11 protein-coding genes are annotated in these 17376 nt (G+C 47.4%); 6 read left to right on the forward strand and 5 right to left on the reverse strand.

Annotated features, from left to right (window positions below; translation table 11 throughout):
• Positions 1-325: 325 nt before the first annotated feature.
• A complete protein-coding gene (locus BLR32_RS10415) occupies positions 326-2644 on the reverse strand; it encodes a family 20 glycosylhydrolase (protein WP_089832133.1) in 2319 nt (772 codons plus the stop codon).
• A gap of 78 nt (positions 2645-2722) precedes the next feature.
• Positions 2723-3358, reverse strand: coding sequence for a pseudouridine synthase (locus BLR32_RS10420; RefSeq protein WP_089831329.1), 636 nt, complete (start codon positions 3356-3358; stop codon positions 2723-2725).
• Positions 3359-3464: 106 nt separating this feature from the next.
• Between BLR32_RS10420 and BLR32_RS10425 the strand changes: the two genes are divergently transcribed.
• The 3 genes from BLR32_RS10425 to BLR32_RS10435 all read left to right on the forward strand — a co-directional run bounded on the left by BLR32_RS10425 (position 3465) and on the right by BLR32_RS10435 (position 8105).
• Entirely contained in the window at positions 3465-5867 is a 2403-nt protein-coding gene (locus BLR32_RS10425) for a glycoside hydrolase family 127 protein (RefSeq protein ID WP_089831331.1), read from the forward strand.
• Positions 5868-5896: 29 nt separating this feature from the next.
• The gene (locus BLR32_RS10430; RefSeq protein ID WP_089831333.1) at positions 5897-6718 is read left to right on the forward strand and encodes an MBL fold metallo-hydrolase; all 822 of its coding nucleotides are present in this window, start codon (positions 5897-5899) and stop codon (positions 6716-6718) included.
• A gap of 85 nt (positions 6719-6803) precedes the next feature.
• A complete protein-coding gene (locus BLR32_RS10435; RefSeq protein ID WP_089831335.1) occupies positions 6804-8105 on the forward strand; it encodes an acetyl-CoA hydrolase/transferase family protein in 1302 nt (433 codons plus the stop codon).
• A gap of 4 nt (positions 8106-8109) precedes the next feature.
• Here BLR32_RS10435 and BLR32_RS10440 read toward each other — a convergent pair whose 3' ends face one another.
• A complete protein-coding gene (locus tag BLR32_RS10440) occupies positions 8110-8508 on the reverse strand; it encodes a winged helix-turn-helix transcriptional regulator (protein ID WP_089831337.1) in 399 nt (132 codons plus the stop codon).
• Positions 8509-8605: 97 nt separating this feature from the next.
• Here BLR32_RS10440 and BLR32_RS10445 point away from each other — a divergent pair, with 97 nt between their 5' ends.
• From BLR32_RS10445 to BLR32_RS10455, 3 genes are read left to right on the forward strand one after another with little or no spacing between them, the layout of a single operon-like run.
• A complete protein-coding gene (locus BLR32_RS10445; protein WP_245705396.1) occupies positions 8606-9322 on the forward strand; it encodes a DsbA family oxidoreductase in 717 nt (238 codons plus the stop codon).
• Between the two features lie 58 nt (positions 9323-9380).
• The gene (locus BLR32_RS10450) at positions 9381-10445 is read left to right on the forward strand and encodes a winged helix DNA-binding domain-containing protein (RefSeq protein ID WP_089831339.1); all 1065 of its coding nucleotides are present in this window, start codon (positions 9381-9383) and stop codon (positions 10443-10445) included.
• A 19-nt stretch (positions 10446-10464) separates the two neighbouring features.
• Positions 10465-11793, forward strand: coding sequence for a S41 family peptidase (locus BLR32_RS10455; RefSeq protein ID WP_089831341.1), 1329 nt, complete (start codon positions 10465-10467; stop codon positions 11791-11793).
• Between the two features lie 6 nt (positions 11794-11799).
• On the opposite strand, the gene BLR32_RS10460 is transcribed toward BLR32_RS10455, so the two are convergent.
• Together BLR32_RS10460 and BLR32_RS10465 are read right to left on the reverse strand one after the other, a co-directional pair.
• Entirely contained in the window at positions 11800-12966 is a 1167-nt protein-coding gene (locus BLR32_RS10460; protein WP_089831343.1) for an efflux RND transporter periplasmic adaptor subunit, read from the reverse strand.
• Between the two features lie 13 nt (positions 12967-12979).
• Complete coding sequence (locus tag BLR32_RS10465) at positions 12980-17338, reverse strand: CusA/CzcA family heavy metal efflux RND transporter (protein ID WP_089831345.1); 4359 nt, start codon at positions 17336-17338, stop codon at positions 12980-12982.
• Between the last annotated feature and the right edge of the window lie 38 nt (positions 17339-17376).

The following is a 17376-nucleotide window of genomic DNA, read 5'->3' on the forward strand; positions in this document are numbered from 1 at the left end:
TGACTTTTCTACTTAGCTTTGTGATGTATTCATAATCATTCCTGCCAATCTTCCTGAGTTAGTTTAGCATTATTTCGAATAATCCGCGTTATCAACGCGTCCGGATAAACATTGTATTTCCTTATTGGGTAAGGCGCCTGGCAGCTTCCACATTACTAAGCGCAATGACCGAAGGGAGATCATAATAAATTCAACTGGCTGTTGAATGCAGCACGATAAGCATCTGCAAACAGGAAACGTTCTTTGACATATTGTATCTTGTAAACAATAAAAAACCGCCTCACTTTTCAATGAGACGGTTCTAATTCTTTTTGCATTCAATTGCTTATTTCCGTTGGAACCAGGCATCAGGAACCTGCTGGATCTTACCTCCATTCACCCTGTATTCCAGCTTCAGCGTATAACCGCCACCACCTTCAACAAACAGCAGTTCGAACGGATGCAGGCCTTTCTGCAAAGCTACCTGTCCGCTCTTCTGTACAGGCGCATGCCAGCCGTCATTATCGACGACCTTATCCCCTTCTATATTGAGAATAGCGCCATCATCCGCTGTCAGGAAGAAGCTATAGATAGCTGTTTCAGGAACGTCGATATAACCGGTCAGCTTAGCACCAAAGGCTTTACCGCCTTTACCCATTCCTTCAGGAATGATCGCGTTATTGACGTTTACAATGCTATCTGCTGTTGCCGGCAGTTTAGCTGCACTCTTATAGGAGCCGTTGAAATACTGCAGCTGCAAACCACTCTGTAAGCCGCTTACAGTCACCGGTTGGAAGAATGACTGCTGACGGTAATTCAGCGTATAAATATCGCTCATGCTACCGGAAGGACTGAAAGAAGCTAGCTTGATCGTACCTGGACCCGGAATAATGTAAGCCTCCGGCAATGCAGGAGATTTCATTGTAGGTGCAGTACCATCAGTAGTATATCGGATAGTGATATCCGGAGCTGGTTTCTCCAGTTTCAATACGGTTTTACCTACCAGTACGTTATCGTCAGTAAAACCATCCAGATCAGGCATACGATAATGTACTTTCAGGCGGTCCAGTCGTTTATACTGACTGTTTAATCTTTTCAGGTAGTTGTCGTAATCCTGGCGGTTTGTCCACAGTACTTCAGCAAGCGCTGTCATACGTGGCATGAACATGAAGTCAGCACGTTTCTCAGAAGGGATCCATTCTGTCCAGATGTTTGCCTGTGCACCAATGATCACCTTTGCTTCTTCCGGTGTCAGCCCTTTAGGGATTGGGTTGAAATGATAGACATTGGAGACTGAATTACGGTCAGGGATACCATCGAAGTATAGCGGATTACCCGGTGTCATGATCACGGTATTGCCGTTCTTCGCTGCTTTCACAGGAGCATCAGGTACCCAGCTGCGCCAATACATCAGGACTGCAGTAGGGCTGATACCGCCTTCCAGAATCTCATCCCAGCCAATCAGCTTTTTGCCTTTGGAATTAAAGAACTTCTCCATTCTCTTTACGAAGTAGCTTTGCAGCTCTTCAACGGTAGAGAGATTGTTGGCTTTCATCACCGCTTCACATGCGGGCGATTTTGCCCAGGTGCTTTTTTCTACTTCATCAGCGCCCAGGTGAACATATTCTGAAGGGAAGAGAGCGAAGATCTCTGAGTATACATTCTCTGCAAATTCAAAGGTTGATTCATTACATGGGCAGATCGGTGTGGTAAACAGCGGGCCCCAGGTAGAACCACCTACACAGCTCAGATAGGGATAAGACTTGATAGCTGCCATCATGTGACCAGGCATATCTATCTCAGGAATGACATCTATGTGACGGGCTGCCGCATAGGCAATCACATCTTTCATCTGCGCCTGTGTATAGAAACCCCCATAGAGGGTTTTGCCATTCTTCTGGATGATATGGGATTTATCGATCTCCATATCAGGATTGGTTTTCGCCTTCTGCATACATACGGAGTCCTGGTTGTTGAATTCTCTCCAGGCGCCCTGTTCTGTCAGCAGCGGATATTTCTTGATCTCAATACGCCAGCCCTGATCGTCTGTCAGGTGGATATGAAACTTGTTCATTTTATACAATGCAAGCAGGTCGATGAACTTCTTCAGGTAATCAACGGAGAAGAAGTGCCTGGATACATCCAGGTGCATACCACGCCAGGTATAAGCAGGATGATCGGTGATCTGTACCGCCGGCACAGTGATCTTAGCCAGTTTTCCGGCTTTCACACCTTCAATGATAGACGGCATCAGCTGGCGGACAGTCTGCACAGCACGGAACATGCCGGTCGGCGTCTTTGCAGCAATCACCAGTTGCTGTGGCGTTACGTCCAGGGTATAATCTTCTTCACCTGTCAGCTGATCATTTTGCTTCAGGACGATAGTACCTGTACCTGCTTTAGCGGCAACAGGCAAAGTCTTTCCCAGTCCCTGTTTTACCAGCGCCTGCAATTGCGCAGCTTCATTACTGAAAAACGTCTTGTTGGCTGGTAATACCAGTTTGGTATTCGCAGTGATCACAAATTCACCCTGACGGGGCACCAGTTCCTGCGGATAAGGGACTAAAGCATAACGTGCAGGGTTTGCCTCCTGCGCCCGTGCACCAGATGCACTAAATAGTGCGCAAAGTACCACAACGCCTGTAAGCCTGAATGGTTTGAACATAATAGATTCTTTAAGCATGATAATGGAAGCCAGCAAAATAGCAAGAATCTCAACAGTAAACTGATGCCATATTGCTCATTACTGCGGTAATATTGACGCCTCGGGCTGCCAGTTTTCGATCTTCAACAGGCGGAAAAATTCCGCTTCTTCCATTTCCTTTACGCCTCCCGGTGGCAGATCGCCCAGCTCCAGGTCCTCTATGGATACACGTATGAGGCGGTCGCAGTGGTGCCTGATGGCTGACGTCATCTTACGTACCTGGTGATATTTACCTTCGGTAAGTGTGATCAGCAGCCAGGAATGTGGCAGGAATTCTTTCAGTGGATACTGCTCTCTTGGTTTAATATAAGGTGGTTTTTCCACGATCTCCACCTGACAGGGAGTGGTTACCCAGTCTACACCGCCTTTGATACGGATGGTGACACCCTGCTGTAATTGTTCAACTGTCTCCTGGCTCACAATATTTTTCACCATGACCAGGTAAGTCCTTTTATGCGGCTGCTCACTTTCAAATAACAGGCGGGTTACCTTTTTGTTGGTAGTGAGGATGAGTAATCCTTCGGAATGATTGTCAAGTCGTCCGACGGCATGTGTACCTTCGGGGAAGTCAAAGTCAAGGTCTCCCAGCAGCCTGACCTTGTCGGGGCTGATAAACTGGGAGACCATGTTGTATGGTTTATTGATGATAAAATACCGGTGACCGCTGTTGCTCATTTTTAATTTATTTCAGATAAAATCTGACCAATTCTGATTAATATATTTCCATCATGCTCTGATAACTATCAATAATTTTAGCCATTGCCAAAATCGTCTTCATTGTATGAAATTATTTGCTATCATTTTCGCACCACTGGCTGGTATCAGCATATTGGCACAGGCCCAGTTGAAAAAAGACTATCCCATACAGCCTGTTGCTTTTACCCAGGTGCATGTGACCGATAACTTCTGGGCGCCAAAAATACGTGTTAATGCCGACGTCACAATACCCTATACGTTGGAACAATGTAAGCGCACCGGCAGGATCGATAATTTCAAACGGGCTGCCCACGTCTTACCGGCCGATACAATGACGGAATATACCTTCGACGATACTGACCTCTACAAAGTGATAGAAGGCGCCTCCTACGGTCTGCAAATGAAGAAAAACCCGGAACTGGAACGGTACCTGGATACCCTGATCGCTATCATCGGCGCAGCCCAGGAAAAAGACGGGTACTTATACACCTTCCGCACCATGAATGCGCCGAAACCACACCCGTGGATCGGTACTAAAAGATGGGAAGAAGAGGAAGACCTCAGCCATGAATTATACAACTCCGGTCATCTGTTCGAAGCGGCGGTGGCTCACTATCAGGCCACCGGCAAAAGGAACCTGCTGGACATTGCGATAAAAAATGCAGACCTGCTGGTAAAGACATTCGGCTTCGGAAAAGAGGAACGTTTCCCGGGTCACCAGATAGTGGAAACAGGATTGACAAAAATGTACCGGGTAACCGGCAATAAATCCTACCTGGACCTGGCGAAGTTCTTCCTGGATGTGCGCGGACCAGGCAAAAAATACAGCGGTGAATATAACCAGTCATACAAAAAAGTGGTTGATCAGCATGAAGCTGTAGGCCATGCCGTACGGGCTACTTATATGTACACCGGTATGGCCGATGTAGCGGCATTGACGGGCGATCAACAATACCTGCACGCCATCGACGACATCTGGCATGACGTAGTGGAAAGGAAACTGTACATCACTGGAGGCATTGGGGCTACCGGTAATGGCGAGGCATTTGGCAAACCCTATGAGTTGCCGAACATGTCTGCCTATGCGGAGACCTGCGCTGCCATTGCCAATGTTTACTGGAACAGCAGGATGTTCCTGTTGCACGGCGATGCGAAATATATCGACATCCTGGAGCGTACGTTGTACAATGGACTATTGTCAGGCGTATCCCTGAGTGGGGACCGGTTTTTCTACCCTAATCCCCTGGCCTCTATGGGACAACACCAGCGTAGTGCCTGGTTCGGATGCGCCTGTTGTATCTCCAATATGACACGCTTTCTGCCCTCTATGCCGGGATATATCTATGCACAGAATAAGAATGATCTGTACGTGAACCTGTTCGTGGGAAATACCGCCGACATCCAGTTGCCAGCGGGAAAAGTCAGCATCACGCAGCAGACGAACTATCCCTGGGATGGAAAAGTAAACATCAGCGTTAAACCAGCCCGCACGGAAGCTTTTGCGCTGCATGTGCGCATTCCGGAATGGGCACAAGGGAAACCCGTACCCGGCAATCTTTATTTCGATACAGACAGCACAGCTAAAAAAATGGAGATCCTGCTGAATGGTAAGTCCGTGAAATATGATTTGGTAAAAGGTTATGCTGTTATACAGCGTACCTGGAAAGTGGGCGATAATATCAGCCTGGAATTCCCTATGCAGGTACAGAAAGTGCTTGCGAACAGCGCTGTAAAAAGCGATACCAACCGCTTTGCGCTGGAACGTGGTCCGCTGATGTATTGCCTGGAAGGTCCGGACAATAAAGACGCTACCGTACAGAATATCGTGGTAGACAAAAATGCGGTAGTCAATGCAGTATATAAGCCCAATTTGCTCAACGGTGTAACCGTACTGGAAATGCAGGGTACCTCCACCAGCAGGCAATTAAACTCCGACCAGCTGGTTAGTTCAACGCAGGAAGTCACTGCCATCCCCTATTATTCCTGGGCCAACCGCGGTCCTTCGGAAATGACGGTATGGATACCTTATGAGGCATCTGCAGCACGGCCCAAACCAGCGCCGACCATTGCCTCAAAAAGTAAAGTCAGCGCATCTGTGGCGAATAAACGCATGTTAATTGCCCTGAACGATCAGTATCAGCCATCAGACTCCCACGATAATAATTCTATGTACCTCCACTGGTGGCCTAAACACAATACACTGGAATGGGTACAGTATGATTTTGACCAGGAATATACCGTATCGGAGTCACAGGTATACTGGTACGACGACAGTCCGTTTGGAGATTGCCGTATACCTGCCTCCTGGCGTATACTGTATAAACAGGGTGACCAATGGGTTCCGGTAAAGAACGTCACTCCCTATACGGTTACAAAAGATAAATACGACAGCGTGCGCTTTGAACCGGTGAAAACCACAGCACTAAAGCTCGAAGTACAATTACCTGCAGAAAATGCGTCAGGCATTCATGAATGGATTGTGAAATGACTAAAATTTTTAGCTAATATTGCAGTGCTATGTCACTGCAAATTACGTCACTCAATTCGGGCAGCAACGGAAACTGTTATTATGTCGGGAATGCAAAGGAAGCTGTCCTGATAGATGCAGGTATATCCTGCAGGGAAACGGAAAGACGGATGAAACGCCTGGGATTACGGATGGATAGTGTCAAAGCGATCTTCATTTCACATGAACATTCTGATCATATCCGGGGACTGGAAGTCTTATCAAGGAAATACAGTCTGCCGGTATATATTACGGAAAACACCATGCATCATGGTAACCTGAACCTCGATGCGCTTTATGTACGGAGATTCGACGAATATGCGCCTATCTCCGTAGGTGATCTGAGCGTTACTGCCTTCCCGAAATTTCATGACGCCATAGAGCCTCGTAGTTTCATGATCAGCTGCCAGGATATCCGGATAGGTGTATTTACAGATATCGGCGCTCCCTGCGATCATCTGATCCGACACTTCCAGCAATGCCACGCCGCTTTCCTGGAAGCCAACTACGATGAGCAGATGCTGGAGAAAGGCAGATACCCTTTTTATCTGAAAAAACGTATCCGCGGGGGGAAAGGCCACCTGTCCAATACACAGGCGCTGGAACTGTTCAAAGCTCATAAGCCTCCTTTTATGAGTCACCTCCTGTTATCTCACCTTTCCCGGGATAACAATAACCCTGAGCTGGTACTCGAACTCTTCCGTCCGCATGCAGGACGAACACAGGTCATCGTCGCTTCCCGCGACGTAGAAACAGCTGTTTATCATATCAGCAGCAATTATCAGCCACCAGCTCCTAAAGTAGAATACGTACAGGGCCAACTCGCTTTCTAACATATATCATATCTTCAACTAACGATTGTCATATTTCATTTCCGCTCCCGCGGATAATTTTGTAGTATCAATTAAACATTATACTATGATTAATATGCCATATATCACAGCAGCAGAAGCCGTAAAATGTGTTCAATCCGGTAACCGGGTGTTCATTCATGGTAGCGCCGCTACGCCGGTGCACGTGCTCAGGGCTTTACAGAACAGGCATGCTGAACTGGAAAACGTAGAGATTGTTAGCATTACTACATTAGGAGATGTAGATTTTGATAATCCTTTATACAGGGGAAGCTTTTTCATCAATTCATTGTTTGTTTCTGCTGCCAACCGGTCTGTCGTGAATAGTGACGACGGTGATTACGTGCCTGTCTTCCTCAGCCAGATTCCGCAATTGTTCAAGAGAAATATACTACCGCTGGATGTGGCTATTGTAACGGTATCTCCGCCTGATGATCACGGTTACTGTTCCCTTGGTACTTCTGTTGATATTGCCCGTGCTGCGGTCGATACAGCTAAATATGTGATCGCACAGGTCAATCCGCTGATGCCGCGTACACACGGACAAGGATTTATTCATATGTCTAAATTCCATGCTGCGGTATGGCAGAAGGCAATGCTTCCTGAGATAGATTATTCCGTGCAATCAAGCGCGATTACAGAACAAATAGGCCGCAACATCGCAGAGCTGGTCGAAGATGGCGCTACCTTGCAACTGGGCATTGGCGGTATTCCAGACCAGGTGCTGAAGAATCTTGTGAATCATAAAAACCTTGGTTTACATACGGAAATGCTGTCTGATGGCGTAATACCGCTGATTGAAAAAGGAGTGATCAATAACAGTCTGAAGAAACTGAATATTGGTAAATCAGTAACCTCCTTTATGGTAGGGACCCGCAAGCTGTATGATTTTGTGAACGATAACCCGGCTTTGCGCGTAATGGATATCAGTTATGTGAATGATACTTCCATCATAAGGCAGAATCCTAAAGTTACTGCTATCAACAGTGCGATTGAGATAGATCTGACCGGCCAGGTATGTGCGGACTCTATTGGCACATATCAGTATTCCGGTATCGGCGGACAAATGGACTTTATCCGGGGTGCGTCCCTGTCAGAGGGAGGTAAACCGATCATTGCCCTTCCTTCTGTTACCAATAAAGGCATTTCCCGTATCGTACCTTTTCTGAAAGAAGGCGCAGGCGTGGTAACCACAAGAGGCCACGTGCATTGGGTGATCACCGAGTATGGTACGACCGATCTGTTCGGAAAAAGCCTGAAACAACGTGCGAAGGCGCTGATAGAGATCGCCCATCCAGACCATAGAGAAGAACTGGACCGGGCTTATTTCGAGCGCTTTGTCAAAAAAGTAGTCCCAGCATTGATATAACAGGTTAAAGATGGCTCAGTGCATCCTGTAGGTCTAACTGATTTACGGGATGCATGATCCTTTTACGGTGGGCGCGTCCCCAGTTGGCCATCTCATCGATGATGGTTTCAAGCGTCTTGCCATATGGTGTTAACTCATATTCAACAGTCACCGGTTTGGTATCGTACACCGTCCTTTTCACCAACTCGTTCATTTCCAGCTCCCGCAGCTCCTTCGAGAGCATTTTGGAACCTACACCCTCCACTTCACGCTGTAACTCCATAAAACGCTTTTTGCCAAAACGCAGAGAGCCGATAATGGAGATCTTCCATTTCCCATTCAACACGTCCAAGGTGTCATGGATGGCACGGAGGTGCTCCGTACACACTTCAGATTTTTCTGATGTTCCTGGTTTCTTGTTCATAGTCACTTACTTTCCCCTGAGAAACTACTTTCTTTCGGGACACCACTTTCGAAAGTAAAGTATCTTTCGGAACTTTACAAATCAAAAGAGGACTATTATGAGTAATACTAAGATGAAGGTGGAGATCTGGTCGGATATTATGTGTCCATGGTGTTACATCGGCAAGCGGAGGTTTGAGGCTGCCATGGCCCAATTCCCCGATGCCGGCGCTGTGGAGATAGAGTGGCACAGTTTTCAGCTGGACCCAACTATACAGAACGGTCACGGGGATAACCTGTATACCTACCTGTCTAAAAGGAAGGGTATTCCGTACGAACAGGCAGAACAAATGAATAACCAGGTGACGGCACTGGCCAGTACCCTGGGATTAACCTATAACCTGGACGAGGCTGTGGTGGCCAATTCTTTTGACGCCCACCGCCTGATCCAGCTGGCTAAAAAGCACCAGCTGGGGGATGCCGCTGAAGAACGTCTTTTCAGGGCTTATTTTACCGAAGGAAAGGATTTTAGCGATCCGGTTGTCCTTCAGGCCCTTGGTAAGGAAATAGGTCTGGAAGAAGGCGTTTTACAGGAACTGGTTAGCGGACAGGCATATGCCAACGAAGTGCGTAAGGACATTGCTGAAGCAGAAACCCTGGGTATCAGGGGTGTTCCTTTCTTTGTTTTTGACCGTAAATATGGCGTTTCCGGCGCCCAGGCGTCTGAGACCTTCCTGGAAGTGCTCAATAAGTCTGTGGGGGAATGGAAACAAACGCAGCCTGCCAGACTGGATATCATAGAAGGACAATCTTGTGGTCCTGACGGAAACTGCTGACATACTGTTGTCATCTTCGTATCTTTCCTTTGTACTGTTAACTTAAACAGCACTACGAATGACAGCAAAAATCCTTCTACAGCAAAGACTGGCAAACCAGCAATTGATACGCCCTACCTTTGGTTCCGCACCCGAACTCGTACGCTGGTGCGGAGCCATACAGGCGCAGGACTATGAAATGTCTAAATGGGCAGTGGGCATGCGCCTGCCGGCTGCTACTACTGAACAGATAGAAGCCTCCATCAGTAAGGGAGAACTTGTTCGTACTCACGTTTTACGACCTACCTGGCATCTCGTGCATCCGGAAGATATACGCTGGATGATGACGCTGACAGGACCCGGTATAGAACAGTCTATGGGTACTTATAACCGGAAACTGGAACTCGACAGTACCGTATTCCGGAAAAGTAATAAAGTGTTCGAAAAAGCCCTGCGAGACGGTAAACAACTAACCCGGCCGGAACTGGCAGATATACTGGAGAAAGCAAAGATCCCCACCAATGATCTCCGGATGAACTTCCTGCTCATAAAAGCGGAACTGGATATGGTGATCTGTAACGGGGGTAAACGGGATAAGCAAATCACCTATGCCCTGTTTGAGGAACGCGTACCCGCTTCGAAGCTCTTGACAAAAGAAGAGTCCCTTGCCGCATTGGCGCTTCGCTATTTTAACAGCCATGGCCCTGCTACCCTCAAAGATTTTACGGGCTGGAGCGGCTTGTCGATTACAGCCGCAAGACAGGGACTCAATCTTGTTAAAGATCAATTGAATAAGGAAACTGTTTACGACCTGGAATATTGGGGACCAGCCCATGCCTCAGGCGTTAAAAGTACTGACAACCCCGTGCTGCTGATACCGAATTATGATGAATACCTCGTTGCCTATAAGGACAGGGAGGTTATCTACGATGGGCAACATGACGATCATTTGAGCAGGGAAGGCAATCCGCTGTTTAACAATATCATACTCATCAAGGGGCAGATTGCCGGCGTATGGAGGCGTACTATCAAGAAGAAGGAGGTGGTGATGGATTTACAGACATTTGCCCCGCTCAGTAAAACGGACCAGGCTAAACTGGATAAGGAAGTTGCAAGATATAAGCAATTCATCCACTTACAATAATATGCATTAAATTGGGTACATGTTTACCCGGTTAATCAAACTACTGCCTGCCATTATTTTCATTTGCTGTGCCCATCTTGCATCAGCACAACGTGGTAATTCACTGAAAGCAGATCTGCAGTTGCTGAAAACGAAACTGGAAACGATCCATCCGGCCTTGTATGAGTATACGGCCCAAGCCCGGATGGAGCAATTGTTTGACAGTTGTTATCAGCAATTGAACGATGACACGGACGACAGGCAGTTCTATGGTATCGTCAAAGTATTGCTAAGTGCGGTGAAAGATGGTCATCTGTCAACAGGCGCATCACCACGTTTTTCGCAGACCATTCATACTGAAAACAGCTATCTGCCGCTGATCACTTATTTTAAAAGTGATAGCATCTTTATCGTTAACAGTATCGATAATAAGATACCAGCCGGTAGTCGCCTGATAAGCGTCAACTCACATCCTGCAGATGCTATGCGGCAAAAGATGTACGACTACCTGATGTCAGACGGTTACAGTACAAGTAAGAAAGCACTGATCCTTAACCAGATCTTCTATTTCTATTATTATCTCTCTTATGGCTATTCGGCGGGATTTACCGTGGAGTATATTTCTTCCTCCGGGGAGCCTTCAACTGTCTCGCTGCCTGCTGTGGAAGAAAAAGTCATCAATACACTGAAGATCTCTGAAGAAGAAAAACCTCTGTTATCTGCTACTTTTACGGAAGACAATATCTGTATCCTTAATATCAGGACCTTCGGTGCGGATGATCTTCAGCAGGCGAAGCTGGATTATCCTGCTTTTCTGGAAAAAACTTTCAGGAGAATAAAACAGGACAAGGTACAAAAACTCATTATCGACCTGCGGGACAATGGTGGTGGCAGGGACGCATATGGTGTGATGTTGTATTCCTATCTCACTAAACAGGCATTCCGTTATTATAGCTATCTGGAGAAAGATAAAAAGAAACTGTCAGGCAAACCCGGGCTGGGCATACAACGCCCTGCTGCCTTACCGTACAGCGGTGCTGTCTGGATATTGACAGGTGGCAATACTTTCTCTGCAGCGGCTGAATTCTGTGCGGTTGCGTATAGTAATCACAGGGCTACTTTTATCGGCGAAGAAACCGGCGGAGGGTATGAAGGGAATCACTCCGGACAAATGATACAGGTTGAATTGCCATCCAGTAAAGTAACTGTCTGGATACCTACTATCAAATATGTCATGGATGTGATTCCCGCAAAATATCCTGGTCACGGCATTATTCCGCATCTGCAGGTACAGCCTTCTGCAATGGAATATCTCCAACATGAAGACAGGGTGTTAAAGGAAGCTTTGTCAGAGGCCCGTTCCCGTTGATCGTCACTAATGCTCGTCTTCTTCTCCTGTGTTTTTAAGTTTAGAGAATAATGCAAAGGCGCCTTTTACAACAACATCTGCGCCTTTGATATCAAAGCCAGGTGGCATAATCACTTCTGTATAGCCTAATTCGCTGTTACCCTTTTCTATAGGCAGCATCTCGTAAAGATAATTCCCTTCGGCTCCTGCTTCACGCCCCTTAGCGATAAAGATACAGGGCTTGCCTTCAAACTGAATGATCGCCTCATCCGGCAAAGCATTTACCATGGCATTGCCTATTTCGATCCAGGCAGTGAGGTACATACCGGGCAACAGTTCGCGGTCTTCATTGTCCAGGTGACAGTGTACCTGTACCGTACGTTCATTGCTGATCTCACGACCTATGAGATGTACCCGGGCGCTACGTTGTGTAGTCTCATTCGCCAGGGTGAAACGAACTCGCTGGTCCAGCTTTAGTTTAGGAATATCTTTTTCAAACACGGTGAGTTCCGCATGCAGGTGCTCTGTATTGACGATTTCAAACAGTTTATCAGATGGATTTACATAAGCGCCGATGTTAGTATTCACGACAGTCACGTACCCGGTAATCGGGCTATAAAGCTGAATAGTGCTCTGGATATTTCCTGCGTCCAGAGCTGTCAGATTGATGTTGAGCAGTTTCAGTTTCTCCTGTAATCCTTTGATACGGGCAGCATTGGAGAGATAGTTAGCCTTTGCCTGTTGAAATACTTTCTGCGCATTCACATTCTCTTTGGCCAGTGCTTCCTGTCGCTGGTATTCTGCCAGCAGGTATTCCTGCTGTCCTTTATTCTCCAGGTAATCCTGCTGCAATTGAATCAGATCGGGATGCTGCAAAGAAACTACCACTTCGCCCTTATGGATCAGGGTACCCTGTAATAAGGCTGTGTTCTTTACGAAAGCGCCGAAGGGTGCAGAGATAGTGATCATGCTCTGCGGAGGTACATCCAGTTTACCATTGGCACGGATATTACTACTGATTTGTTTTTGTTCGATCTTACCAGTCTTTATACCAACGGTGGTATACTGTACCGGTGTTAATTCTGCTACCATTCCTTCAGCCGCGGCATGTTGTTCTTCCGGTGCTTCTTTTTCTGTTTTATTGCCACAGGCAGCTAAGGAAATGATCAGGGCACTATATATGAGATACTTCATGATTTTCTGTTGATTATTGTTGTGCGTTCAGCATTTGTAAGGACAATACCGCATTGTTATAGCCACGGATGGTTTGCAGCCAGGCTTCGCGGATGTTGAATACTTCCTGCAGGCTTAAGAGATAGGTAGTATATCCTACATCTCCTTTCTCATATCCCAGCAATGCATGTTTCTCTATGAGCATCGCATTAGGTATGGCAGTTTCCCGGTAATAATCCAGGCTGCTTTTATAACGGGAGTACTCTGCCACTGCTTGTTGCCATCTGCTTTTCAACTCAACATTCATTTGCTGATAGTGAAAGTCTGCCTGTATTCTGCGCTGTTCCGCAGCCTTTACTCTTGCACGGAAGGGGCCTAGCCATAAAGGAATGGAAACGCCGGCATGCCAACCCTGGAAACGGTCGCCGCCTTTGGCGATTGCGGTACCTCCACTGTTGAGTGAAGTGCCTATCAGGGATTGATTAAAATAACCGATTGATAGATCAGGCAATAGTGCATTTGCTTCGAGCTTCTTCTCTTTTTCCTGGATAACTACCTGCTGCTGTTGCCACTGTAATGCAGGATAATGCTGCAGTTGAGCGGAATCGCCAACAATACCGGCAGATAAAGGTTCCAGTGTTTGTTTGGCGATAAGCAGCGGCGTAGTACTGCCTGACAAACCTTGTAATCCCGCCAGCAGTACCTGTTCTTCTGCAAGACTTTGCTTATTGAGATGGCGTATCTCTGCCAGTCGTGTTTCGGCGGAGGTCTTCTCCAATAGTCCTGTTTCGCCTGTTCTGAACTTCAGGTCTGCCGCTTTTACAAAGCGTTGGTAAATACTATCCTGTTGCGCCAGCAGTTGCCTGTATGCATAGAGGTACTGCAGCTGGTACCAGCCTTGCCTGACCTGGAATACCAGTTCATGTTTAGTGACAGCCTGTTGCAGCTTACTGCCCTGCATTTGTGCATCGTACAGAGATGCCTTTGCACCGAATACAGAGGGGAAAGGGATCTTCTGGGTGACAGTGATATTATTATCGTTTTTGACATAGCTATTGTATTGCCCATATTGCAGACCGATGTCTGTTTTGGGTAATTCTCCTGCTGTCCGTTTTAATTGTTTATAGTAGTCTACACCGGCTCCTGCCGCCTGCAGCCCTTTATTCTGCTGCAGTGTAAGCTGTATAAGGCCATCGAGTGTAAGTGGCTGTTGTGCATGTGAGAGCATGGGAGCACCTGTCAGCAGCAACAGGATCATGACTGTTTTATGCATGTTTCCGGCGCTTTTTATTTTTTCAGATAAGATGTACAGACAGGGCAATACAAACAAGGTAAGCAGGGTTGCGGTTATCAGTCCGCCGATAACTACTGTAGCCAGCGGCTTCTGTACTTCTGCTCCACTGCCATGCGACAAAGCCATGGGCAGGAAACCCAATGAAGCAACGGTGGCCGTCATGATCACAGGACGTAAGCGGGTACCTGTACCCCGCATGACAATCTCCCGCAGGTCAGTTATTCCTTCTTTACGCAGGCGGTTAAATTCGGCAATGAGCACAATGCCATTGAGTACGGCCACACCAAAGAGCGCGATAAAACCGACAGCAGCTGAGATACTGAAAGCCATCCCCCGCAACCATAAAGCTACAATACCACCTACGGCGGATAAAGGAATGGCAGTATAAATGAGTAAGCCCTGTTTTACAGAACCAAAAGAGAAATACAGTAAAATGAATATCAGCAGCAATGCTACCGGTACTGCTATCTTGAGTCGCGATCTGGCCTGCTGCAGATTTTCGAAGGAGCCGCCATAGGTGATGTAATAACCGGGAGACATTTTCACTTTCTGACTTATCTTCTGTTGTAACTCCTCCACAATACTTTCCACATCTCTGCCACGTACATTAAATCCTATGGTGATACGCCGTTTGGCATCATCACGCTGTATCTGGTTAGGTCCTACTTTCAGGCTGATATCCGCCACCTGGTTCAAAGGTACCTGGTTACCATTGGGAGCTGTAACGTATAATGCGGATACATCTTCCAGGCCAGCCCGGCTCTCTTTATCCAGTCTGACCACCAGGTCGTACCTCTTCTCTCCTTCATAGATGACACCTGCACGCTGGCCTGCGAAAGCAGTATTGATCACGGTGTTGATGTCTTCTATATTCAGACCGAAGCGGGCAATCTGGTCACGGTGGTATTGTACTACGATCTGCGGCAAACCGGAAGACTGCTCCACGTACAGGTCGGCCGCGCCGCGTATGCCGCTTACCACACTTCCTACTTTATGCGCATAGGCAGCAAGTCTGTCAAGATCTTCGCCATAGATCTTTACCACTACATCCTGCCGGGCGCCGGTCATCAGTTCATTGAAACGCATTTGTATGGGCTGCTGGAAGCCAAAGCTAACACCGGGTATCGCCTCGAGGGCTTCCGTCATTTTATCTGCCAGTTCATCTCTGTTTTTTGCCTTTGTCCATTCAGAACGGTCTTTCAGGGCAATGATCAGGTCACATGCTTCCACCGGCATGGGGTCAGTAGGGATTTCGCTGCTACCGATCTTGCCGACTACCTCCTTTACCTCATCGGGGAACTGCTTCAGCAAGATATCAGCCGCCTTACCGGCAACGTCTATCGTTTCATACAGGCTGCTGCCTGTCAGCAATCTTGTCTCTACGGCGAAGTCGCCTTCATCCAGGGATGGAATAAATTCTGCACCCAGCCGGGTGAATAGTAACAGGCTTGCACCAAACAAGCCGATGGATATTACGATGACAGCACGTTTGAAGCGTAATACAAAGGTTAAAGCCTTAGTATAAACGCGATGCAGATAGTCCATGATCCTGTCAGACAGGGTGCGTTTATGCACTGCCTTTTTACTCAGGAACAATGCACTAGCCATTGGCACATAGGTCAACGAGAGAATAAAGGCCCCTAAGATGGCAAATGAGACTGTCTGCGCCATTGGCCGGAACATCTTTCCTTCTACACCGGAAAGCGCCAGAATAGGCAGATAAACGATTAATATGATGATCTCGCCAAAGGCAGCGGAGGTTCTGATACGGCTGGCGGCAGTGTATACTTCGTCGTCCATTTCCGACTGTGTAAATGCGACGCCTGTTTTCCGTAATCCCAGGTGATGCATGGTCGCTTCTACGATGATGACCGCTCCATCTACGATCAGGCCGAAGTCGATCGCTCCGAGGCTCATCAGGTTACCGGAAACATTGAAGAGCTGCATCATACAGATGGCAAACAGCATAGCGAGGGGAATGACGGATGCTACGATCAGGCCGGCTCTGAGATTGCCCAGCAGGAGTACCAGTACGAAGATGACGATCAGGGCTCCTTCGGCGAGGTTACGTACGACAGTTTCCACGGCATTGTTCACCAGTTTAGTTCTGTCCAGGAAAGGTTCTATCAATATACCTTCCGGCAGGGTCTTTTCTATCTGCCTGATCCTCTCCTTAACATTTTTGATCACGGCAGAAGAGTTGGCGCCTTTCAGCATCAGCACGATGGCCCCTACCCTTTCGCCTTCCACGTTGCGTGTCATGGCGCCATAACGGATAGCGTGGCCGTAACCTACTTTTCCGACGTTGTCTATCAGCACCGGGATGCCACTGCTGTGTGTTTTTACGACTACATTCCCGATATCTTCCAGACTACCTATCAATCCTTCGCTACGGATGAACCAGGCGTTGGGTCTTTTATCAATATAAGCACCGCCGGTGTTCTGGTTGTTCTTAGCCAGGGCATTGAACACATCAGTAATACTGAGGTCCATGCTACGCAGCTTTTCAGGATCAAGCGCGATCTCATATTGTTTGAGAAAACCACCAAAGCTGCTTACATCTGCTACGCCGGGTACGCCCAGCAATTGTCTGCGGATGATCCAGTCCTGTATACTCCGCAGCTCCATGGCATTATATCGCTTTTCATAGCCCGGCTTCGTGTGCACAACATACTGGTATATTTCTCCCAATCCGGTGGTAACGGGCGCCAGTTCCGGACTTCCTACACCGGGAGGGATCTGGTCTTTGACAGTTGTCAGTCTTTCACTGACCTGTTGCCGGGCCCAGTAGACGTCTATATGCTCCTGGAAAACTACGGTTACTACGCTCAGGCCAAAGCGGGAAAACGAGCGGACTTCAGTAATACCGGGGATGGAAGCAACAGATTGTTCCACCGGGAAAGTGACAAGCCGTTCTATGTCCTGTGCAGCCTGTGAAGGCGCAGTTGTGATGATCTGCACCTGATTGTTGGTAATGTCGGGCAATGCGTCTATAGGCAATCTCGTGAGGGCGTAAATACCCCACGCGATCAGCCCGACGATAAAGAGTATAATGATCAGTTTATTCCGTACGGAGAAACCGATGATCTTATCGAGCATGGATTTAGTTTAAATGATGAATAAAGGGATAATATGGA

Source organism: Chitinophaga filiformis, assembly GCF_900102545.1.
Classification (GTDB): domain Bacteria; phylum Bacteroidota; class Bacteroidia; order Chitinophagales; family Chitinophagaceae; genus Chitinophaga; species Chitinophaga filiformis.